The organism is Ruegeria sp. C9 (assembly GCF_056537585.1).
Map to the genome: position 1 here is coordinate 678,704 of NZ_JBQFRU010000001.1, position 22,965 is coordinate 701,668.

A 22,965-nucleotide genomic window follows, 5' to 3' on the forward strand; every position below is an offset into this window, starting at 1 on the left:
ATGTGCGTAAATCCCGCCTGACCCAGCCGAACTCCCAGGTTTCGAATTTTTAAGATTTGGTCTCAGATATATGGAGACATCTGCCTTGCAGATGCCCCAAACTTGGATCAGTTCTTGAAATCAGATCTCAGTCACGCGCGTAGACATCTTCGTAGCGAATAATGTCATCTTCACCCAAATAGGTCCCGGTCTGCACCTCGATAAGAACCATTGGCACTTTGCCTGGGTTTACCATCCGGTGCACGGCCCCGAGCGGCACATAGACGGATTCATTCTCAGACACGAGCTGTACCTTGTCGTCAATAGTCACCTCGGCGGTGCCTTCCACGACAATCCAATGCTCGGACCGATGGTGATGCGATTGCAAGCTCAGCGAAGCGCCGGGATGGACGTGAATGCGTTTGACCTGAAACCGATCGCCGATGACGAGGCTTTCGAACCATCCCCAAGGGCGATGATCAACGGGCAATGCTTCCGCCTGCTTGGCGCCTTTTGCCTTCAATGCTGCGACGGCCTGCTTGACGTCTTGCGCCCGGTCCATGCTGGCGACCAAAACTGCGTCAGGCATAGCCACGGTGATTACGTTCTCTAACCCCATTGCAACAACTTCTTGCGCGGGCGATTCAGAACGCACCAGCACGTTGCGACAATCTATGGCGGTCACTTCGCCGGCAGTTGCAACGCCGTCCGTATCGGGGTTGCTCAGCTCTTGTACGGCAGACCAGCTGCCCACGTCTGACCACCCGGCGGCATAAGGGACAACGCTGAGATTGTCGGCCTTCTCCATAACCGCATAGTCGATAGAGATGTCCTGAACCGTCGCCCAGGCCTCGGGATCTAACCGCAGGAAGCCCAGATCACACTGCGCCTGTTCAACCGCCTTCTTAACGGGCGTTATTAGATCATGTGCATGCTGGTCGAACGCCTCAAGGATATCTCGGACCGCGAACAAAAAGATGCCCGAGTTCCAAAGATAACTCCCTTCAGCCACCATTGCCTTGGCGTTTTCAAGATCGGGTTTTTCAACGAACCGGTCAAGTTGCACAGAAGCGCCTGACGAGTCCGGTGCTTGGGCGAGCTTAAGGTAGCCATATCCGGTTTCGGGTCGGTCGGGTGTGATCCCAAACGTCACCAGATCTCCACGCTCGGCTATTGTGCGGACCCCTTCTGCGACGGCCGCATGAAAGGCCGCACTGTCTGGAATGACGTGATCCGACGCGGCCACCAGCATCATCGCGTCGGGGTCAGTGGATGAAAGGTGCAGGGCAGCGGCCAGCACTGCAGGTGCAGTATTGCGTCCTTCGGGTTCGATCAAGATCGGACCCGGATCGACTCCGATGGCCATCAACTGTTCAGGGACAACAAAGCGGAAAGCCTCGTTGGTCAGGATCAGAGGTTTGGCGTAAGGCGTGTCGGTCGGGCCTTTCAACCGCTCGGCACATTGCTGCAGCAGGCTGGTTTCACCAATCAGCGGAACAAACTGTTTGGGGTAGCTTTTACGCGACAACGGCCAAAGCCGAGTGCCGGAACCGCCACATAAAATTACAGGATAGACCATGCTCACGGTGCCTGCCCCTTTTGAACCTTTTAGCTTAAACTATTGAATTGAAATCGGAATAGCTGACACAACTAGGCCTACTGCGCGGCCCGATCAGAGGCCACGACTTCATGCAGATATTGGTTTAGGTCGTCGCGCAGATCATCGCGAGCCAATGCGAACGAGACCGTTGCCTGCAGAAAGCCAGCCTTTGAACCACAATCGAACCGCTGTCCGTCAAACTTGTAGCCAAAGACAGGGACACCATTGCCAATATCCTCAGCAATTGCGTCGGTCAGTTGGATTTCGCCGCCACTTCCCTTCTTTTTCTGGTTCAGATTGTACAGAACCGAAGGACCTAAGATGTAACGACCGATCACCGCTAGATTGGATGGCGCGTCCTCGGGTTTCGGTTTTTCAACCATTCCTTTGGCACGGACAACCGTTCCAACATTCTGGCCGGTATCCAGAATACCGTAGGAGCTGGTTTTTTCGTTGGGAACTTCCATCGCGGCGACCATGTTGCCGCCGGTTTCCTCATAGGCTTCGACCATCTGCTGTAGGCAGGGTTTGTCGGCGGCAATCACATCGTCGGGCAGCATCACGGCAAAGGGTTCATCCCCGATCAGTCGACGGGCGCACCAGACCGCATGCCCCAATCCCAAAGCCTTGTGTTGACGGATATAGGCAATCGCTCCGCTTTCCATATTGGTTGCGTTCAAGACTTCAAGCAGTTCGTCTTTGCCCTTAGACTTGAGGTCCTGCTCCAGCACGAGATTGTGATCGAAATAGTCCTCAAGTGCTGATTTTCCGCGTGATGTCACGAAGATGAATTCAGTGATCCCGGCCGCACGCGCTTCGTCGATGGCATATTGGACCAGCGGACGATCAACCAATGTCATGATTTCCTTTGGCACCGACTTTGTCGCCGGAAGAAACCGAGTGCCCATTCCCGCTACGGGAAATATCGCCTTGGTGACTTTGCGTACCATATTACCTCACTAATTCTATATATTGCCGACGACTCTCGGTGATGCCGGAGCCCCCACATATAATCTAAAATCCTACCAATCAATCACACCCGGCTGGTCTGCTACGGGTTCGCTGGAATCTGCCATTAACTTAAGGGCAGAGTCAAAACGAAACACGACCGAAAGCGGGATCACCGAACCAATCCACTAATCACTTGTTCTATGAAGTTTAAAACGCGCCCCTTAGATCGGGGCGCGTAAGATTATGCATTGGCCATAATCGCCTCAAGCGGATCGTGTTCGGCGACGAAGTGATCCGGGGCAATCTCACTGAGTTGAGGTACATAGTCGGTCTCACCCATAGACAATCTGCTGGGCAAAAAGCGCAAAGCTGCTTTCGGATCCATGGGAGAAGGCAATTCTCCCGGTAGTTTAAGCCTTTGGCGGCTGCGCTCGACATCCGGATCAGGGATCGGAACCGCCGAAATCAGGGACTGAGTGTAAGGATGTTTCGGTTCGGAACAGATCACTTCACCATCGCCCAATTCAACGATGCGGCCCAGATATAGAACCATGATCCGGTTCGAAACCGCGCGTACCACAGACAAATCGTGGCTGATGAAGATCATCGATAGGCCAAACTCTTGTTGCAGTTCACGCAACAATCCTACGATCTGGGCTTGAATGGACACATCCAGCGCAGAAACTGCCTCGTCACAGATAATCAGTTTTGGTTTGTTGATCATGGCACGCGCGATTCCAACACGCTGGTTTTGCCCCCCGGACAGCTCGTGCGGATACCGGTTGATCATATTGGCCTTCAAGCCAACACGCTCCATCATCTCTGCGACCAGCTCTTTGCGTTCCCGCTCGGTCAGATCCGGGCGATAGGTTTTCAGCGGTTCTGCGATCGAGGCCGAGATCGTCATCCGTGGATCAAGACTCGCCAGCGGGTCCTGAAACACGATCTGCAGGTCCTTGCGGTACTTGTTCAACTCGGCCCGTTTCAGCCCGACGATCGGATGCCCCAGCCAGCTGACATTGCCCGCGCTGGGTTCGATCAGTTGCAGCACAGCCCGGGCCAGCGTGGATTTGCCACAGCCGGATTCTCCAACAACACCCAGGGTCTCGCCCTTTCGGATGTCGAAACTCACGCCATCAACGGCTTTTAGGGGTACCTTGTGCCCAAAAAGACCACCCGAGACATGGATCGGGAAATGCACCTTGACGTCATCCACTTTCAGTAACGGTTCTTCCGTCTGCGTAAGAGCCTTCGGAGCATCGCCCGCATCAATTCGCGGCATAGCCTCAAGTAGCGTTCGGGTATAATCATGCTGAGGAGAACGAAAGACTTCGCGCGTGTCACCGGCCTCCACAAACTCACCCATACGCATGACTTGAATATTGTCGCACATGCGCGCAACAACGCCCATGTCATGGGTGATCAGAGCTATGGCCGTACCTTCATCCTTTTGCAACCGTACCATCAGGTCCAAAATGTCGGCCTGAACGGTCACATCCAACGCAGTAGTCGGCTCATCCGCGATCAAAAGTTTGGGATTACACAGCATCGACATGGCGATCATCACACGCTGACGCATGCCGCCAGACAATTCATGTGGATATTGATCCAGCCGCCGTTTCGCTTCGGGGATGCGAACGCGATTCAGCCAGTCAAGGCAACGTTGGCGGGCAGCCGAGCCTTGCAAACCTTCGTGAACCTGTAGCACTTCGCGCATCTGCTGGCCGACTCGCAGATGTGGGGTCAGGGCGGTCAGCGGATCCTGAAAAATCATGCCGACGTCTGAGCCACGAATCTTGTTGATTTTGTTCACAGGTAGATTCAGGATTTCCTGACCATTCAGCAAAGCAGAGCCAGACGCATGGCCAGCGGAGGGCAACAGCCCCATCGCTGCCATGAACGTCTGGCTTTTGCCCGAGCCACTTTCGCCGACGATGCCCAGACATTCGCCGGGATTGATGTCGAAACTGATGCCTTTTACAGCCTCAACCACGCCATCGGGCGTATCAAATCGGACGCTCAGGTCCTTAACGGAAAACAGACTCATATCAGCGATCCTTCGGGTCCAAAGCGTCACGCAAACCGTCACCGATGAAGAACATGGTGATGATGATGGCGACGTAAAAAGTAAGAGGGAACATCAGCTGCCAGAGCGTACCATACGCCATGGTGCCAGCCCCTTCGGCGATCAGGCGGCCCAACGATGTGTAGGGTTCTGAGATTCCGAGGCCGAGGAACGAGATGAAGCTTTCGGTCAGGATCATCTCAGGCACCAGTAACGAAGCGTACACGATCACAACGCCTAACAGGTTGGGCAGAATGTGACGGTACATGATGGTAAATTCGCTGACACCGGCGGCGCGCGCGGCTTCGATAAATTCGCGGTTCTTCAAGGTCAGGGTTTGCCCCCGAACAATCCGTGCCATCGTCAGCCAACCAACAGCGCCCAAGGCGATGAACAGCATGAAAAAGGATCGTCCCGCCACGACAAGCAGCAAAATGATGATCAGTGTTGCCGGAATTGCCAGCAGGATGTCCACGAACCGCATCATGGCGCTGTCGGTGCGCCCGCCAATATATCCAGCGGTGATGCCATAGCAGGTGCCGACGATCAGAGCGGTCGCGGCCCCGATCAAACCGACCAGCAGCGATGTGGTGGTGGCCTGAATGACACGGCTGTATAGGTCGCGCCCCAGATCATCGACGCCGAAATAGTGTCCGGTTTCGATGGATGGCATCCCCATGCCGCGCACGTCCCCCATGACGTTCCAATCGATCTCTTCATTGTTCCAGACCGCGAAGTAAGGCCCAACAATCGTGAACAACACGATCAGACCCAAAATGAAAACGCTGGCCATTGCGGCCTTGTTGCGGACAAAACGTATCCGTGCGTCCTGCCAAAGCGAGCGCCCCTGAATGACCGTGTAATCAGTGATTTCCTCGGCCAGATGGGCGGCTTTTTGTGATTTTCCAAGCATTGCCTGCCCCTCAGTATCGGATTTTTGGATCGAACCAGGCATAGGCCAGGTCGGTCAGAAGGTTCACAACCACGGTCAACGCGCCGTAAAGGATGGTGACCCCTAGCAGCACAGCATAGTCGCGAGACAAAGCCGAGCCGACATAGGCCTGCCCCAGACCACCGGTTGAGAAATAGATGTCGACAAAAACCGAACCGGTCAGAACGTAGACAAAAACCGGCCCGAGGTACGAGACAACGGGAAGCAATGTCGGCTTAAGCGCATGGCGCCAGATCACGGTTCTTGTCGGCAATCCCTTGGCCCGTGCAGTTCGAATGAAGTTCGAGTTCAGAACCTCCAGCATCGATGACCGCGTAATCCTTGCGATTGAGCCCATGTAGGAGGTCGCCAACGCAATCACCGGCATCACCAGATACTGCCATTGACCGCCATGCCAGCCGCCACCCGGCAGCCACCCCAACCACAGGGTAAAGGTCAGGATCAGGATCGGCCCCATGATGAAGTTCGGAAGCGCCTGAGCGGCGATACCCAGACCCACCGCAAAGTAGTCAATCCAGCTGTTGTGTTTGATTGCAGCGGCAATTCCCAGCGCGACGCCAACGGATGTTGCCACCAGAAAGGACAACGAACCATAGGTTAGCGAAATCGGGAAACCCTGCGCGATGATGTCGTTCACATCCCGATCCTTGAATTTGAAGGACGGTCCGAAATCAAAATGCACCACGATGTTGTACAGATAGTCCCAAAGCTGTTTCCACAGCGGTTGGTCCAATCCATAACGCGCCTCGATATTGGCCAGAACCTGCGGCGGCAATGGCCGTTCCGAGGTGAATGGCCCGCCAGGCGCGATGTGCATGAGGAAAAAGCAGGCGACGATCAGTAACAGGATCGTCGGAATAGCGACCAGCAGCCGCTTTATACTGTAGGCAAGCATTTCATGCCCCCGTGTTTATTGGCCCTGCCCCGGATGTCTCCGGGGCAGGGCGTGGTTCAAAGACGATTATTCAGCGAGCTTGTAGAGGTTCTTCGAGTACCAGTTCTGCTCGACGTTGTTCACCGGCCAGTTGCCTACATCGCTGTCCATCATATAGACGCCTGCGTAGTGATAGATCGGGATCACAGGCGTTTCTTGGGCGATGATGCGTTCAACTTCGGTGTAAAGCGGAGCCGGATCGTCCGAGGTTTTGGCCTCGGCCAGCAGCTCATCAACGCGCGCGTTGGCATATTTGCCGTCATTATAGCCCGAGTCCGACTGCAGCAGGTCCAGGAAGGTCGACGCTTCGTTATAGTCTCCGCACCAAGCACCACGTGCCAGCTCAAAGTTTTGGTTGCCGCGCTCCTCGAGGAAGACTTTCCACTCCATATTTGCCAGTTCGGCGTTCACGCCAAGCTTCTGCTTCCACATCTGGCTCAGCGCAACGGCGACCTTCTTGTGGTTTTCCGCGGTGTTATAAACCATCTGGAAGCTCAGAGGGTTGTCAGGCCCATAACCTGCTTCTGCTAGAAGCTCCTTCGCCAACTCGTCGCGTTCGGCTTGGGACATGGATGCCATTTCAACGGCCGGTACGGTGAAGCCTGCGGTTGCTTCGGGGGCGAAAGTGTAGGCTTCGGGCTGACCGCCTGCCATCACTTTTTCGGTGATAATCGCACGATCAACGGCCAGTGACAGGGCTTGGCGGACGTTCGGGTCCTTGAAAGCCTCGGGGCCACCATCAGATAGGTTGAAGGTGTAATAATAGTTGCACAGGCGTGGGAAGCTGATGGCTTCTACAGGGTGCTCTTCCTTCAGTCGTGGGTACTGGCCGGCTGGAATTTCGGTGCGGTCCAGTTCGCCAGCCAAATAGCGGGTCAGGGCGACGTTTTCATCATTGATGACCAGCGCCACGACCTTGTCGATGATGGTGTTATCGTTGTCCCAATAGGCGGTGTTGCGTTCACGTACCGAGCGTTCCTGCGGCAGGTGCTCGGTCAGAACATATGCGCCGTTCGAGACGATGTTTTCCGGTTTGGTCCAGGCGTCACCAAATTCTTCGATCACTTTCTGCGGTGCCGGGAAGGTTGTCGAATGTGTGGTCATCTGCGGGAAATAGGGCAGGGGGGCGCTCAGGCGGACTTCCAGCGTTTTGTCGTCGATGGCTTTGACACCCAACTCATCTACCGGTTTTTCGCCCGCGATGATCTCGGCAGCGTTTTCGATCGACATCAGTTCCATGAACCACGCATAGGGCGACGACAGTTCGGGATCGACGGCGCGCTTCCAGGCATACACAAAGTCACCTGCGGTCACCGGATCACCATTCGACCACTTCGCTTCATCGCGCAGGGTAAAGGTGTAAACGTCCTTGGTATCGTTGACCGAGAATTCGGTGGCGACACCAGGAACCAGGTTACCGTCCTCATCCTGATTCATCAGGCCTTCAAACAGATCGCGAACAATTTCTGCACCCGACACATCTTCTACGACTTGCGGGTCGACCGAGCTGTGTTCATCGAGAATCCGATAGGTGAAGGTCTGATCGTCGGCCAGGGCTTCTCCGGTTTCGGGATGTGTACCGGCAGCAATTGCAGCACCGGCAATGATGGTCGAGGACAACAGTCCTGCCAAAGAGGTTCTGATTATTTTGTTCATGTGTTTACTCCCATTTTGTATGGTTTCGAACGTCCAAACCGCATTCGCGGTGGGCGCTTGTCTGCCATTTTGTCTCCGGCAATTGTCTGGACTTTACCTTGATCTAGATCGTGCCAAGATCGATAATTTCGGCATTCATGCATCAGGCAATGTCGGAGATCCGAATGCGAAAGCTATCTTTCACTGCCCATGAACCTGTCAGTTTTGAAGCAAAGGTAAAGGGTTTTGCGGTGGGTGAAGACCACAAAGGCTGATTAGAACCGCAGCCGGCGGAGGTGTTAAAATTTTATTTTGAAACGCTTCGTGGCAGTGACATTTTCGTGAAGCTCAACATATCACCGTGGGTGAATGTGTTCGCAGTGATGCTCGTAAATGGCGAATCAGTACGCTGCTACGGCTTCAGAACGGCCTTCAATGAGGCATCGGGGAAGCAGGTTGGTGTGCTTCCAGAAGCCTCTTGCCAGCGCCCGATCGAGCGTCGGGTTTTGTATCCGGGCAGGCCATCGACGCCACCGACGTCATGACCCTGTTGAACAAGCACCTGCTGCATGCTGGCGACATCTGAACGATAGAGATTGCCGACATCGCCCCAACGACCCCGAAAATCGCCAACTCCGTATTGGATGCGATCACCGACATGTCCCACAAACAGCGCATAAAGGTCGCTGGTGTTATAATCTTTGAGGACATAGAAATTGGGCGTTACGATAAAGGCCGGACCGCTACGACCGGCAGGCATCATAAGATAGCCCTCGGCAGCAAGTTCATGTGCAGGAAAAGGTTTGCCGGAAACGCGATTTACGCCCATGGCGACCCAATCGCGGATCAACCGCCCCTGATCAGGGCCCTCCAATGCGCAAGAAACGGTCGTGGGTAGGATAACTTCGAACCCCCAGTCGCGGCCTGTCACCCATCCGTGCTCGTCAAGATACGCGCCGATCGATGCAATCGTGTCCGAGGCTGAGCCCCAGATATCAGTTCGGCCATCGCCATCGCCATCGCGCGCGTAAGTCAGAAAATTTGTGGGCATAAACTGAGGCTGCCCCAAGGCACCCGCCCAACTGCTTTTCAGTGCGTGGCCTTGGCCGTGACCGGATTCAGCGATCTGTAGCGCAGCAATCAGTTCAGCCGTGAAATACTCTGCCCGTGTGCTCATGAACCCTTTGGTGCCCAGCACCTGAAACGCATTATGGCGGATCGGGACTTGTCCGTATCCGCTTTCGCGGCCCCAGATGGCCAGTATGATACGGGCGGGTACACCGGTTTCTGCCTCGACACGCGCCAGTGTACCCGCATGGCGCCTAGCCATCTTGCGACCGACGGAGGTGGCACCCTGGACTGATCCGGCATTAAAATAACGACCAGGTGAGCCGAACTCGGCCTGCCGTTGTTGCTTGGGTGTCTTTTTGGGGCTTCCCGGCGGAACCAGGTCAGGAAGGTCCCAGTTCAGCGTCACCCCGTCAAAGGCACTTTGGAATGTGCGTTTCGAAACGCCCTTTGCTTTTGCCTGAGGCCATATGGCTTGTTGCAGCCAGTTCTGGAATTGACGTTCAACCTCAGCGCGATCTTGCGCTACCGAGGGGGCGGCAAGACAAACCAGGGAGACTATAGCAAGAACCAAACGCATATGATTGGTCTCGCGCGCGCTTGACCTCATGTCAACAGCGGCGCCGCAGGGTGATTTTGGAAAAGTTCTTGAGAAAATCCGTGACTCTGCCGATAGTTGCCGGGAAACCCCGCCGCAAGAGGATCATCAGGTGTGACCTTGTCTCGGATACATTCAGTCGCTGTGCCAGCCTTGGTGATCTTTGTTGCTCTGTTGTTGACGGCTGAGGCTGCCGGGGCGAGTGATAGCTTCATGGACCCCCAAGGCCCGATTGCAGCGGTGCAAAAGACACACCTTTTGCGCGCGACGGCTCTTATCCTGATCGCCGTGATACCGGTTCTGGCTCTGGTGCCGCTGATTGCCCTGCGTTATCGCCGACGTAAGGGTGGAAATGCTGCATACACGCCGCATTGGGATTTTTCGGCGAAGCTTGAATTTGTGATGTGGGGCGTCCCGGTCGTGATCGTGATGATCCTGTCTTTCTATCTCTGGAAAGCGACACATCGTCTTGACCCTTATTCGGCCCCTTTTGGAAAAGAGCCTGCCCTAAATGTGCAGGTGGTTGGCCTCGATTGGAAATGGCTGTTCATCTATCCAGATCATGGCATCGCAACGGTGGGAGAACTGGGCATACCGATCAAACAGCAAGTTGCGATGACGCTGACCACAGACACGGTGATGCAGTCGTTCATGATCCCGGCGCTGGCAGGGCAAATCTATGCCATGCCGGGGATGACGACTCGGCTACACCTGGTGGCAGACTCGCCTGAAACGATGCAAGGCGAGAACACACAGTATAATGGCCGAGGATTCACAAAGCAGAAATTCCTGGCGCAAGCGATGCAGCCCGAGGATTTTCAGGCATGGGTCGCCAGTGTTAAAGCGCATGGCATACCGTTGACCGAAGGCACCTATCGGACGTTGGCGATGCGTACGGATCGGGATGAGGTACAGGCGGCATTGGGCACCGAACTCATGCCGCTGAATGCGCTTTATTTCACGCTGGAAGAGGGCGACCTGTTCCATTCGATCCTGCGTCGTTATCACAGCGGAGAGCCTCTGCAGTTGGATCAGCAACCCGGAACGGCTGAATACGGGCAGGAGGCAAGCCAATGACAAATGCCGAGACCGGTTTCTTCGGTCGCCTGAGCTGGGATGCCTTTCCCATCGCTGGACTGATCCAGTATCCTGGCGCAAATGAGATCATTGCAAACGCTGCTGCTGCTATTGTGATCGTGGGCGTAGTGGTAGTGATTGGCATCCTGACGTGGTTCCGGTTGTGGGGGCCGCTCTGGCGCGATTGGCTGACCAGCGCTGATCACAAGAAGATCGGCATCATGTACATTGTCTTCGCCATCGTCATGCTGGCGCGGGGCGTCCTGGAAGGCGTGGTGATGCGGGCCCAACAGGCGGCGGGACCGGGGGACGGATTTCTGGAACCCGAGCATTTCGCGGAACTGTTTAGCACTCATGGCACCATAATGGTGTTCTTCGTCGCGGTACCTTTTGTCTTTGGCGTCGCTAATTACATAATTCCGCTCATGATAGGCGCGCGCGACGTGGCCTTTCCGGTGATGAACCAGATCGGGCTTGGTCTGACCGTCTCGGCCGGGCTGATGCTGATGGTCTCGCTGGTGGTGGGCGAATTCTCAACAGGTGGTTGGACCGCCTATCCGCCCTATACCGGGGCCGCGTTCAATCCTGGCGTTGGGCCGGATTATTGGATCTGGGCCATCGTGGTCTCTGGCGTGGGCACAACACTGACTGGCATCAACTTTGCCGTCACGATCTACAAGCTGCGTGCGCCGGGGATGAAGTTCATGCGGTTGCCCATGTATTGCTGGACGATCATTTGCAGCTCGATCCTGATCATCTTTGCTATGCCGCCCCTAGGCGTTGCCGCGCTGCTGCTGGCCGCGGATCGCTATCTGGATTTTCACTTCTTCACCAATGACCTTGGCGGCAACATGATGAACTATGCCAACCTGTTCTGGCTGTTCGGTCACCCCGAGGTCTACCTGCTGGTCCTGCCCGCCTACGGCATCTATTCCGAGGTCTTTGCCACCTTTTCGGCCAAGCGTCTCTATGGTTACAACTCACTGGTCATCGCAACAATGTCGATTGCGGTCATGTCCTTCACGGTTTGGTTGCATCATTTCTTCACCATGGGGCAAAGCGCTCTGATCAACGCGGTGTTCGGGATTGCCACGATGCTGATCGCCATTCCGACCGGGGTTAAGGTCTATGACTGGATGGCGACTCTGTACCGTGGGCGCATTCGATTCTCGGTCCCGATGCTTTATGGCCTTGCGTTCTTGATGTTGTTCGTCATCGGCGGCCTCAGCGGAGTGGTTCTTGCCAATCCAACCGTCGACTATCAGGTCCATAATACGCTGTTTCTGGTTGCGCATTTCCACAACGCGTTGCTACCCGGTGTGCTGTTCGGGTTGCTCGCCGGCTATAACTACTGGTTCCCCAAGGCCTTTGGGTTCCGTCTAAACGAGTTCTGGGGCCGCGTTTCGGTTTTCTGCTGGACGGTTGGGTTTCTGCTGACCTTCATGCCGCTCTACTTCGTTGGTCTGATGGGCATGCCCCGCCGGTCGTTCAGTTGGGAGGATCCCAGCTTTCACCCCTACATGATCACCGCCGCCATAGGATCGCTGGTGATTACTTGCGGGTTGCTTTCGATCCTGGTCCAATTGTGGGTCAGTATACGCGACCGAGAACAGACCCGCGCACCGATCGGTGATCCTTGGGACGGGCGCACGCTGGAATGGTCGATCCCGTCTCCGCCGCCGCCCTACAACTTCGCTATTATTCCGCAGGTTAGTGACCGCGATGACTTTGCTGCAGCTAAGGAGCGCGGACAAGCCTATCCTGCACCCGCGGCCTACGAAGATATCGAGATGCCGCGCAACACCGGCATCGGGTTTATCCTCTGCGTGCTCAGTGGCATCTGGATGTTCTCTCTGGTCTGGTGGATCTGGTGGCTGGCAGCACTGATGACCATCGCGATGATCCTCGCCATTATCATCTGGAGTTTCGACACCAGCACCGAGGTCATCATCCCCGCCGAAGAGGTCTGCAAAGAACACGAGGCGTGGTTGGCGCTGGTCCACAGCACCGCCGCTGTGGATCGCGATCATGAAAGTACACCGGAAAATCGCGGCCTCGCCCGCCCGGATATGGGGGCCGTGACATGAGGCGCGCACCCAAGCACAGCTATCCGGGGATAAACCTCGGCGAGGACCACGCCAGCGCCCACAAGGCGACCGAGGTCGTCACTTTCGGCTTCTGGGTCTTCCTGATGAGCGATCTGGTCTATTTCGGCCTGATGTTCGCGATCTATATCACCATGATAGACGCGCAGGCCGGCGGTCCAGGCCCGCATGAGCTGTTCGACCTGAAAAGCATCTTTGCCCAGACTCTCATTCTGCTGACCAGCAGTTTGACCGTCGGGTTGGCGATGTTGGCGCTGAAATACAACCTGCCTCGGGCACGGATCGTGCTGTGGTTCGGAGTGACTCTGTTGCTGGGGCTCAGTTTTCTGGTTTTGGAAATCCGTGATTTCATGAACATGGCAGCCCAAGGCGGTATCCCACAGCGTAGCGGGTTTTTGTCGGCCTTCTATGGTCTCGTACCGCTCCACGGCTTGCATGTTGCAGCCGGGTGTCTGTGGCTAATCGTGCTGGGTATTCAGCTGCGTATGTTCGGGCTGACCGATCTGCTGATGTCGCGTATGGTGCGGTTGGCGCTATTCTGGCATTTCCTCGATCTTATCTGGATCGGCATAATAACCATCGTGTATTTCGGAGGGCTGGCCTATGGATAAACGATCCGAGATGCATCACCGCGAACGGCGGCGTTACGTGATTGGCTATGGTGGGTCACTGCTGCTCACGCTGGTGGTATTTGTGATCGCCTATCATTTCGGTATTGAAACACCAAGCGTCTATATGACCATAGGCCTTCTGGGGTTGGCACAACTGGTTGTTCAACTGATCTATTTTCTACACATCGACCGCCGCCGCAGCAGCCGAGAGGATCTGGACCTGGTTCTGTTCTCGACACTTGTTCTGCTGATTATCATCGGCGGGACAGTTTGGATTCTGGGCAATCTGGCCATGCGCATGCATATGCAGGTGATGTGAGGTCGCTCGCTTAGGCACCAAAAAGGAAGCTGCTTATGAAGTCATTCAAGGCAATTGCCGCCGCAGGGATCCTGGTCACGATTGCTGTTGGATTGTTCCTTTTCTGGCGGCATGAAGAGCGGTATCCGTCAACAAAAGACGCCTATATCGGCGCGAATATCATCTATGTGGCCGCACAGGTGACCGGGCAGGTTTCAGACGTTGCGGTGGTCGAAAACCAGCCGGTCAATGCAGGCGATTTGCTGTTCTCGATTGATCCGACACAGTTCCAAGCCTCGGTCGATCAGGCCAAAGCTAATCTGGACAGTGCCATTCAGCAGGCTGACTCCTTCTCGAACCAGATCACCGCTGCACAGGCCGCTGTCGAAAGCGCCAACTCGTTCTACGAAACCGCTCAGAGCAATCTTGAACGCGCCCGAGCTTTGTTTTCGGACGGGGACCTCGCGCAGGCCTCGCTGGACCAAACTACGTCCGAATTCGCACAGGCTTCGGCCCGGTTGACCACCAGCCGGTCCGAGCTTTCTGCGTTGCAAAGTGGCCTCGCGGCCCGGCAGGACAATGTGTTGTCCTCGCAGGCTGCGTTGGAAATCGCGCAGGCCGATCTTGTCTGGACCAAGGTCTATGCCGCGGCCGATGGCTGGATCGTAAATCTGACGCTGCGGCCAGGGTCGTCTGTCTCGGCCAATGCGCCGCAATTTTCCATTGTCGAGTCGTCTGACTGGTGGGTCGATGCAAATTTCAAGGAAACATCACTGCCACGCATCCGACCCGGTCAGCCGGTCACAGTGCAGGTGGATATGCTTCCAGACACGACCCTGACCGGAAAGGTTGCGTCGATCGGTCGAGGCTCGGGCGATACGTTTTCGTTGTTGCCGTCCGAAAACTCCAGCGGCAACTGGGTTAAGGTCACTCGTCGTTTCCCGGTGCGGATTGAGCTTGATCCAACTGATGCTCCGCTGCGTGTAGGAGGCAGCAGCAAAGTTACGGTGGATACAACCGGAACCAGCCAATGACTGATGCCGGCCATATCAATCGCGTGATTGTCGTGGCCGTCGTGCTCAGTGCTATTCTCGAAGTTCTGGACAGTACCATCGTCAATGTTGCGTTGCCGCATATTCAGGCGGCTTTTGGGGCCACAACCGATCAGGCGACATGGATCTTAACCAGCTATATCGTCTCAGCCGTTGTGGTCATGCCGCTGACCGGGTTTGTCGCGCGTCGGGTCGGGCGGCGCAGGCTGATCCTGACTGCGGTCACGGGTTTTGCCACAATGTCTGTCATGTGCGGCCTGTCATGGAGTCTTCAGACTATCGTCGCGTTCCGCCTGGCGCAGGGGATGTTCGGCGCGTTCCTGATCCCGTTGTCGCAGTCCATCCTGTTTGATGCCTTTCCGCGCGAAAAACGGGGGCAGGCCATGGCGGTCTTTGGCTTGGGCGTGGTGGTCGCACCAGTGTTGGGCCCAACTGTAGGCGCAGTCCTGACAGAGTATTTTTCGTGGCGAATGGTGTTTTTCGTCAACCTTCCGGTCGCTGCCATGGCCCTGCTGCTTTTGGCGGGCGAGTTGCCGGACGACAAAACCGAAGAGGTGCGCATCGACTGGAAAGGCCTGGCGCTGCTGGCAGTTGGCATTGGATGCCTTCAATTCATTCTTGACCAAGGTGAGACCAAGGACTGGCTGTCATCGAGGATGATACAGCTGGCGCTGATCGCTTCGGTTCTTGGGGCGCTGGGGTTCATCGTCCATTCTCTGACATCCCGGCATTCTGTCGTTGATTTGCGCCTTTTTGCGGATCGCAACTTTGCCCTGTGCAACCTAGTGATAGCGGGGTTCGCGATCTCATTGTTTGGCGGGATCGCCATACTGCCAACCTTTGTGCAAAGCCTGCTCGATTACCCCGTGATCGAATCCGGTCATTTGTTCATACCGCGCGGGATCGCCGCAGGTGCATCGATGGTGCTGACCGGGGCCGTACTGGTCACCCGGTTTGATCCACGAGTTTTAGCCGGGTTGGGGATGCTGTTGACAGCACTGGGGAATTTCATGTTAGGCACGCTCAACCTCGACGCCGGTTTCTGGCAACTGGCTTGGCCGGGCTTTGTCAGTGGTCTGGGGATGGGGCTGGTGTTTGTGCCGATGTCTATTCTGGCATTCGAGAGCATCAGTAAATCAAGGCAGGATGAGGCCTCGGGCCTATTCAACGTCACCAGGCAGCTTGGCTCTTCGGTAGGTATTTCATTAGTGGGGACTTGGGTCGTGCGAGGCCTGCAAACCAATACGGCAGTGCTCAGCCAGAATGTGACACCCTACAATCCTGCTGCACAGGCTTATCTTGCGCCGCTGGGGCTGACACCCGATAGCGCTCAGGGCGCCGCCATTCTGGGGCAAGAGATCGCACGGCAGGCCGAGATGATCTCGTACCTTACTGTATTCAACAATCTTGGACTGCTGGCGTTGGCCACGATCCCACTGTTGTTCTTCTGCCGCGCGCCCAGGCCCGACCAAAGGGCTGCAGCACCCGTTCACTAGCGCGTCAGAACAAGGCCCAGCCATAGCGCGAACCAGCACAATGCGAGGCTGAGAGCGATGTTCCCGGCGGCAAATACGATCGTCCGTTCACGGTGCAATTGCAGCGATTGATAGGCGAAGCTTGAGAATGTGGTGAAGCCGCCGCAAAACCCGAATACAAGGCGTTTTTCCTCTTCGCCCATTTCTGCAGAGCCACCCAGATAACCAATCCATAGACCCAGCAGAAGGCTGCCCAGAACATTCACGATCAGGGTCGAGTACGGCAGATCATGCGTCACCCGAAGTGCCAGCCAATGCCGCAGTACAGCCCCCAATCCTCCGCCCAATGCGAACATGGCATGCAGATACAAGGTCGTCATTCCGATGTTTCCCGGGAATGATGCCGCCGACCCAGCGCTTCCCCAAGAACCGCCGCCGTAAGACCAAATGCGATCTCCGCGCTTACGGCGATAACCACAAACCAATTCCCGGTTTCTGCCAGTCTTTCCAGCTCGGCAACGAATGAGGAAAACGTCGATAGCCCACCGCAAAATCCGACGGCCCCTAGATGCAGGACGTGGGCGTGGACACGATTTCGAATGGCATAGAGCCAACCTAGAACGAAACAGGCCGCAACATTGATGCCGAAAGTCGCGGTCAGGAACGGAGCGCCGGGGATCTCCAGCGAAAATAGCTCGCGCAGCAACGACCCTGCAGCACCCCCCACAAAGACGGCTGTATACATCAGGGCGCGATGCCCGAATGCAGGCGCTGTTTTCGACACTGCGGTTGATCCTGCTCTGACCAGCGTTTCATTTTGCATACAGGCTGCTTTTGCTTGGTTCAACCGGCCTCGCTAACCCAACCGTTATCTTTGTTTGATTAGCAAGGGCTTGCGCAAACAGGTCAATTTGTTCCACGTTCTGGATGAAGAGCAGGGTCATGGACCCAATGTCCATTCAAGGTCACGCTGTCACAGCGCTACTCAGGGAGATAGGAAATGATTGTTCGCAGGCTTTACTATTTCCTCAGCTATGTCTGCTTGCCTTTGACTTTGCTTTGGGGTTTTTTCTGGCCACCCGCCCACTGGTTGCTGATCATACTGATCCCCTATGCGGTTGTCGGTCTCTACGATATGCTGACAACAAAGCATAATGTGCTGAACAACTACCCGGTACTGGGTCACTTCCGATATATGTTGGAGTTTGTCAGCCCTGAAATCCGGCAGTATTTCGTTGAAACCAATGAGAGCGGGCGGCCCTATAATCGGATTATCCGCAGTCTGGTCTATTCCCGCGCCAAGGGGCAGGTGGATACTCAGGCGTTTGGCACTCAGTACGATATCATGACGGTAGGTTATCACCGCGCTGATCACTCGCTATCCCCCAAGCACGTTGAAGAGAGCGAAGAACGGGTGATACTGGGCGGCCCTCAGTGCGACAAACCCTACAATGCGTCGCGTCTGAACGTATCAGCAATGAGTTTCGGTGCACTCAGCGCCAACGCAATCCGTGCTTTGAATGGCGGTGCAAAAGATGGGGGTTTTGCGCATAACACGGGCGAAGGCGGACTGTCCCCCCACCATCTGGCAGAAGGTGGAGACATCATCTGGCAAATCGGAACAGGATATTTTGGATGCCGCACGCCTGAAGGTGGGTTCGATAAGGACCTGTTTGCCGAAAAGGCCAAGAAAGACGTCGTCAAGGCGATCGAGATCAAACTATCGCAAGGGGCGAAGCCGTCTCATGGCGGGGTCCTACCGGCGGCAAAGGTGGATGAAGAAATCGCCGAGATTCGTGGGGTTCCAGTACATCAGGATGTGATTTCCCCACCTATTCATTCGGCTTTTGATGGACCGACTGGATTGATGCATTTCGTTCAGCATCTGCGAGAGATGTCAGGTGGCAAGCCCGTAGGCTTCAAACTGTGCATCGGTCGTCGATCCGAGTTTATGGCGATTTGCAAAGCGATGTTGGAAACTGAGATTCTGCCTGACTTCATCACGGTGGACGGCGCGGAAGGGGGCACTGGCGCTGCCCCGGTCGAGTTTACCAACCGATTGGGGATGCCGCTTAACGAGGCGCTGATCTTTGTGAACAACTGCCTGCGCGGTATTGGAGTCCGCGACAAGGTTCGGGTGATCTGTTCGGGCAAAGTGGCCACCGGATTTGATATGGTCGAGAAATTTGCTCTGGGTGCGGATATGTGTAACGCGGCGCGGGCAATGATGTTTGCGGTGGGGTGCATTCAGGCGCTGCATTGCAACACCAACAGGTGCCCTTCGGGGGTGGCAACGCAAGATCCGATCCGTGGGCGGGCGGTGAATGTGCCACAGAAACGACAGCGCGTGCATCGGTTTCATGACGCGACGCTTGAAAGCTTCCGCGAGATATTAGGGGCTATGGGCAAAGCAAAAGTTTCCGACCTGCGCCCTGCTGACATCCGGCGCCGAAATGCGGATGAACGAGAGCGGTCTTATGCCGAGCTATACAGCTTTCTGGATGACGGCTCTCTGTTGGGCAAGACCATCCCTGAAGAGTTCGCCGCTGACTGGGAAGTCGCCTCAGCGAGCCAGTTCTAGTGACCGCTAGCTAGGTGTTGATCGCGGGTTATTGAGCGTATGCGTATGGATTTTGCGGATGCTCCATTCCACGGCATCCCGCATTGTCTTGCCCAAGGCGATATCAAAGGCCTCAACCAGTTCGGGTGTTTTATCGCTGGTCGCCAGCACTGCTTCCTGGAATGAGCTTGAAGCGATGATCTTGTCCTCATACTCATCGATAATCTTGATATTGATGCGCACTTCTACGCGGACCGTCTTCGTGTCTTCGGTTTCGCTGATGACGATGCCCTGAAATTCGCGCAGATCAGGCGCGATCACATAGTCCGCTCTCAGGCCAACGGTCGAACGTCCTACGGCCGCGACCTTGCCGGAATTTTCGTAACTTTCTACCATCAGCGCCTGCACAATTAACGGCGCGCGATCCACCCATCGGGCCCGCGGCAGATACTGAACCTGAAGCAAGGTGGGCTGCACGGCGATCTGATCGGTGTTCACGGCCGCCGTCGCTGTGGGCTCTTCGACAACGATCTGTTTTTGGATACGCGGCAGCGATGACGAGAACGTGCTTTTGGGTGTCAGCAAATACAAATCATTGGGCTTAGAAGCCTGCCGCAGCGTGCCCAAGCCCGTGCAGCCCGTCAAAGCGGCCAAAACCAGAGTCAATATTAAGGGCCGTATCATTGACGAAACTCCGATGCTTGGGTGCCTAACAAAAAGCGGGCCGGGTCGCGTTCGACCTTGTCGACCAATCTATCCAGACTGATGACCAGACGCTGTGATTCCTCGATGAACCGGATGAACTGAGGCAACCCAACGCGCAAGAAGTCCGAAACCTGACGGCGGTTGTCCTGAACGATCCCGTCGATGGTTCCCAGCAGATCCGACGCCGATTGGGAGGCGCTGAGAACATCGTCGGAAATCTTGTCAATCTTTTCGGTGATATTCGAGACGGTTTCCGCAACCTGATTAGCCGCCTTACTCACATCTTCAGCGACAGGTGAGATATCCTCGTCCATCACCCGGTTTGCCGAGTCAAACGCCCTCTCTGCTGAATCGAGCGCCCCTTTGGCTGAATCCATAGTCGATGTAACCGACTCAAGGGTGGTGTTTGCATTCAGAACAGTCTCGCTGATTACTTCAAGCGTAACGCTGCCTTCATCTGACAGCCGAGTCAGCCTTTCGGCCAGGATTGACCCGCGTTCGATAAAGGGCCGGATATCTTCCTGAATCACGCTTTCAGCACTGGCAATGGCGTTATTTGCAGTCTCTAGCGTTGTTTTGGCGGATTCTGAGGTCTCTTTGATGCTCTTCAGCGTGTCCGTTCCTGTGCTCAACGTCGTCTCGGCCGTATTCGCCAACGTATCCAGTCTCTTGGTAAATTCTCCAACGTCTTTGGCCGCACCGCCCAAATCGGACGAGAGCGACTGGAAATCCGTCAGAGTTTTATCCAGCTTGCCCGACGCTTCTGCCAGATTGTTCAGGATATCCGACACCGCCTTTCGGTTTTTGTCATCAACAACCGAATTGAGGTTCTCCAACAGGGTGACCGCCTTTTCCAGAACCTCTGGCGCACCCTCAAGCAAGGATTGAATCGAACTGCGCTTGCTTGGGATGACACTATTCTGGGCCAGCCTTTCTGCGGTTGGGGACCCGCCGGAAAGCTCAACATAAGCAACCCCTGTCACACCCAGAGATTGCAACTGTGCGATGGTTTCTTTGGTAACAGGGATGTCGGCATCAACCTCAAGCCGCACTCGCACCTTTGACGGGTCATCTTTGTCCAAGTCCAAGGAAACCACCTGACCCACGGGCAAGCCGTTGTAATTTACGCCACCTGCAGCCGACAGGCCCGAGACATTGTCGAACAACACATCATAATAGGCGTATTGCCGGGTCACTTCGAATTTGGCGAGCCACAGAAAGAACCCGAAGGCACCAAGGATGCCCGCCAGGGTGAACGCACCGATCAGGATGTAATTCGCTCGGGTCTCCATCGCCTCTACCTGTCCTGCCCCTTCTGTTGTGCCGCACGGGCGCGGGGGCCTGTGAAATATTCCTGAACCCAAGGATGGTCGACCTTGGTCATCTCTTCTATCGGACCTTCAACCAGCACGCGTTTTTCCGCAAGTACCGCGACGCGATCACATATGGCATAAAGGCTGTCCAGATCATGCGTTACCATGAACACGGTCAGCCCCAACGTGTGCTGAAGTTCCCCGATCAGTTCATCATATGCGGCGGCCCCGATCGGGTCCAACCCGGCAGTTGGTTCGTCCAGAAAAACGATTTCGGGGTCCAGCGACAGGGCGCGGGCCAACGCAGCGCGTTTGCGCATTCCACCGGACAGTTCCGAGGGGAACTTGCTGCAACTTAGTTGAGGCAAGCCAACGAGACTGATCTTCAGCCCACCTAGTGCGGCCATCAATTTTTCACTGATACCCGTGTGCTCGCGCAGAGGCGCCATCACGTTCTGCAATACAGTCAGTGAGGAAAACAGCGCACCGTCCTGAAATGCCACGCCCCAGCTTCTTTCGATCCGCTGACGTTCTTCTTCGGGGCCATTAAGAACATCGACGCCAAGAACCTCAATACTTCCCGACTTGGGCTTGTTCAGCCCGACGATCGTACGCAAAAGCACGGACTTCCCAGTGCCCGATCCACCGACAACACCCAGCACTTCACCGCGCCAGACATCGAGGTTGAGGTTGTCGTGGACCACTTGCTCGCCGAACTGGTTGGTTAAATTGCGCACACGAATAACGGCCTCGCGTTTCGTGTCGGATTGGGGCTTGTCCTGAAGCGCGGCTCCATCCATGTCAGATCCCCAACTCTGAGAAGAAGATCGAAAACAGGGCGTCGATGGCGATGACCATAAAGATCGATTGCACGACCGAGGCCGTCGTCCGCTGACCAACGCTTTCGGATGAACCTTTGACCTGCATAGCCTGCCAGCAGGCAATGACACCGATCACCAGTGCAAAGAACGGTGCCTTGATCATCCCGACGGCAAGCTGTGCGACGCCGGTATTTTCCTTCAACCGGGTCAGGAACATGCCGGGGCTGACACCGAGGTCGATCCAACTCATCAACGCTCCGCCGATCAGGCCAGCCATATCGGCAACAAAGCCAAGAATGGGCAACATGATCAACAGCGCCAGAACACGGGGAATGACCAGAACTTCAATCGGATCCAACCCCAGGGTGCGCATCGCATCAATCTCTTCCTGCACCTTCATCGAGCCAATCGAAGCCGTAAAAGCCGAACCGGAGCGACCAGCGACGATGATCGCTGTCAGCAGGATACCAAGCTCACGCAGGATCGAGATGGAGATCAATTCGACAACAAAGATCTCAGCCCCGAACTGTTTCAACTGCGTCGCGCCCTGAAAGGCCAGAACGACGCCGATCAGGAAACCCATCAAGGACACAATCGGCAGCGCCTTGAAGCCGACTTGCTCCATCTGTGACACCAAGGCAGCACGACGCAGTCGCCATGGCATGATCAGAGTCCGGACCAATCGATGCAGAGTAAGGCCAAGAAAGCCGATGATTGATAATGTGTCCTGCCAGGCGCCAAAAGTTTTTTGCCCAATCCGGGCAACCCAATTCACAAAGCCATGCGGCGGCAGTTCTTCTCCTGTAACCTCGGATATGTTGTGCGATACTGTTTCGATCAATGACGAATGCGCAGGGGCCAACCCTTCGAGCTGGACCTGAGCGCCCTCGCTTCCCATCCGCTGCACCAGATTGGCGACTAGCCAGGCCCCTCCGGTATCCAGCGATTCCACCTGTGACATGTCCACAATGACATCTTGGCCGTTGGGCTTTTGGGCAGCAAAACCCGCTTCGACACGATCCAACGATTGAGTGCGCAGATCTCCGGCAAGGCGGATACAAACGCCGGTTGCGCTGGTCTCGGAAATAATCGTCGGCCGTGTCATAGCGGTATGTGATGGCAAACACCGGGTTGCTGCAATGGATTTGTTCGAACCCCTCAGGATT

General features: G+C 55.6%; 20 protein-coding genes. 7 read left to right on the forward strand and 13 right to left on the reverse strand.

What is annotated here, in order from left to right; genetic code table 11:
- Positions 1–127 precede the first annotated feature (127 nt).
- The 7 genes from ACR0NE_RS03065 to ACR0NE_RS03095 all read right to left on the reverse strand — a co-directional run bounded on the left by ACR0NE_RS03065 (position 128) and on the right by ACR0NE_RS03095 (position 9,764).
- Entirely contained in the window at positions 128–1,558 is a 1,431-nt protein-coding gene (locus ACR0NE_RS03065; RefSeq protein ID WP_170596177.1) for a mannose-1-phosphate guanylyltransferase/mannose-6-phosphate isomerase, read from the reverse strand.
- 77 nt (positions 1,559–1,635) lie between these two features.
- Positions 1,636–2,529: a UTP--glucose-1-phosphate uridylyltransferase GalU gene (gene galU, locus ACR0NE_RS03070; protein WP_170407796.1), complete on the reverse strand. Its 894-nt coding sequence runs from the start codon at positions 2,527–2,529 to the stop codon at positions 1,636–1,638.
- A 242-nt stretch (positions 2,530–2,771) separates the two neighbouring features.
- Complete coding sequence (locus tag ACR0NE_RS03075; protein WP_170596175.1) at positions 2,772–4,577, reverse strand: ABC transporter ATP-binding protein; 1,806 nt, start codon at positions 4,575–4,577, stop codon at positions 2,772–2,774.
- Between the two features lies 1 nt (position 4,578).
- Entirely contained in the window at positions 4,579–5,508 is a 930-nt protein-coding gene (locus ACR0NE_RS03080; RefSeq protein ID WP_170407802.1) for an ABC transporter permease subunit, read from the reverse strand.
- Between the two features lie 10 nt (positions 5,509–5,518).
- Positions 5,519–6,442, reverse strand: coding sequence for an oligopeptide ABC transporter permease OppB (gene oppB / locus ACR0NE_RS03085; protein ID WP_170394485.1), 924 nt, complete (start codon positions 6,440–6,442; stop codon positions 5,519–5,521).
- Positions 6,443–6,508: 66 nt separating this feature from the next.
- Complete coding sequence (locus ACR0NE_RS03090; RefSeq protein ID WP_170596173.1) at positions 6,509–8,137, reverse strand: peptide ABC transporter substrate-binding protein; 1,629 nt, start codon at positions 8,135–8,137, stop codon at positions 6,509–6,511.
- A 391-nt stretch (positions 8,138–8,528) separates the two neighbouring features.
- Complete coding sequence (locus ACR0NE_RS03095; protein WP_170596171.1) at positions 8,529–9,764, reverse strand: lytic murein transglycosylase; 1,236 nt, start codon at positions 9,762–9,764, stop codon at positions 8,529–8,531.
- A gap of 132 nt (positions 9,765–9,896) precedes the next feature.
- On the opposite strand from ACR0NE_RS03095, the gene ACR0NE_RS03100 reads away from it, so the two are divergent.
- From ACR0NE_RS03100 to ACR0NE_RS03125, 6 genes are read left to right on the forward strand one after another with little or no spacing between them, the layout of a single operon-like run.
- The gene (locus tag ACR0NE_RS03100) at positions 9,897–10,859 is read left to right on the forward strand and encodes a cytochrome ubiquinol oxidase subunit II family protein (RefSeq protein WP_170596168.1); all 963 of its coding nucleotides are present in this window, start codon (positions 9,897–9,899) and stop codon (positions 10,857–10,859) included.
- Complete coding sequence (locus tag ACR0NE_RS03105) at positions 10,856–12,946, forward strand: cbb3-type cytochrome c oxidase subunit I (RefSeq protein WP_170596166.1); 2,091 nt, start codon at positions 10,856–10,858, stop codon at positions 12,944–12,946. Before ACR0NE_RS03100 ends, ACR0NE_RS03105 begins: the two co-directional genes overlap by 4 nt.
- Positions 12,943–13,575 (forward strand): cytochrome c oxidase subunit 3, encoded by a 633-nt coding sequence (locus ACR0NE_RS03110; RefSeq protein WP_170394501.1) that lies wholly within the window; start codon positions 12,943–12,945, stop codon positions 13,573–13,575. The genes ACR0NE_RS03105 and ACR0NE_RS03110 overlap by 4 nt, the downstream gene beginning before the upstream one ends.
- Positions 13,568–13,894: a cytochrome o ubiquinol oxidase subunit IV gene (locus tag ACR0NE_RS03115; protein ID WP_480459523.1), complete on the forward strand. Its 327-nt coding sequence runs from the start codon at positions 13,568–13,570 to the stop codon at positions 13,892–13,894. Before ACR0NE_RS03110 ends, ACR0NE_RS03115 begins: the two co-directional genes overlap by 8 nt.
- A 35-nt stretch (positions 13,895–13,929) precedes the next feature.
- A complete protein-coding gene (locus ACR0NE_RS03120; RefSeq protein WP_170596164.1) occupies positions 13,930–14,907 on the forward strand; it encodes an HlyD family secretion protein in 978 nt (325 codons plus the stop codon).
- Positions 14,904–16,421 carry a DHA2 family efflux MFS transporter permease subunit gene (locus ACR0NE_RS03125; protein ID WP_170596162.1) on the forward strand — a complete coding sequence of 506 codons (1,518 nt, stop codon included), beginning with the start codon at positions 14,904–14,906 and terminating at the stop codon, positions 16,419–16,421. The genes ACR0NE_RS03120 and ACR0NE_RS03125 overlap by 4 nt, the downstream gene beginning before the upstream one ends.
- Here the strand turns inward: ACR0NE_RS03125 and ACR0NE_RS03130 are convergent.
- Both ACR0NE_RS03130 and ACR0NE_RS03135 read right to left on the reverse strand, forming a co-directional pair.
- The gene (locus tag ACR0NE_RS03130) at positions 16,418–16,780 is read right to left on the reverse strand and encodes a fluoride efflux transporter FluC (protein WP_170465759.1); all 363 of its coding nucleotides are present in this window, start codon (positions 16,778–16,780) and stop codon (positions 16,418–16,420) included. The genes ACR0NE_RS03125 and ACR0NE_RS03130 overlap by 4 nt on opposite strands.
- The gene (locus ACR0NE_RS03135) at positions 16,777–17,184 is read right to left on the reverse strand and encodes a fluoride efflux transporter FluC (RefSeq protein ID WP_480459525.1); all 408 of its coding nucleotides are present in this window, start codon (positions 17,182–17,184) and stop codon (positions 16,777–16,779) included. Before ACR0NE_RS03135 ends, ACR0NE_RS03130 begins: the two co-directional genes overlap by 4 nt.
- Positions 17,185–17,400: 216 nt before the next feature.
- On the opposite strand from ACR0NE_RS03135, the gene ACR0NE_RS03140 reads away from it, so the two are divergent.
- Positions 17,401–18,981 (forward strand): FMN-binding glutamate synthase family protein, encoded by a 1,581-nt coding sequence (locus ACR0NE_RS03140; protein WP_170596160.1) that lies wholly within the window; start codon positions 17,401–17,403, stop codon positions 18,979–18,981.
- A gap of 6 nt (positions 18,982–18,987) precedes the next feature.
- On the opposite strand, the gene ACR0NE_RS03145 is transcribed toward ACR0NE_RS03140, so the two are convergent.
- The 4 genes from ACR0NE_RS03145 to ACR0NE_RS03160 are packed head-to-tail and all read right to left on the reverse strand — an operon-like array spanning position 18,988 to position 22,904.
- Positions 18,988–19,644, reverse strand: coding sequence for an ABC-type transport auxiliary lipoprotein family protein (locus tag ACR0NE_RS03145; RefSeq protein WP_170596158.1), 657 nt, complete (start codon positions 19,642–19,644; stop codon positions 18,988–18,990).
- Complete coding sequence (locus ACR0NE_RS03150; RefSeq protein ID WP_170394518.1) at positions 19,641–20,957, reverse strand: MlaD family protein; 1,317 nt, start codon at positions 20,955–20,957, stop codon at positions 19,641–19,643. The genes ACR0NE_RS03145 and ACR0NE_RS03150 overlap by 4 nt, the downstream gene beginning before the upstream one ends.
- Before the next feature lie 5 nt (positions 20,958–20,962).
- Positions 20,963–21,778 (reverse strand): ABC transporter ATP-binding protein, encoded by an 816-nt coding sequence (locus ACR0NE_RS03155; RefSeq protein ID WP_170394521.1) that lies wholly within the window; start codon positions 21,776–21,778, stop codon positions 20,963–20,965.
- A gap of 1 nt (position 21,779) precedes the next feature.
- On the reverse strand, positions 21,780–22,904 hold the full coding sequence (locus ACR0NE_RS03160) for an ABC transporter permease (RefSeq protein WP_170422810.1): 1,125 nt from the start codon (positions 22,902–22,904) through the stop codon (positions 21,780–21,782).
- Positions 22,905–22,965 lie beyond the last annotated feature (61 nt).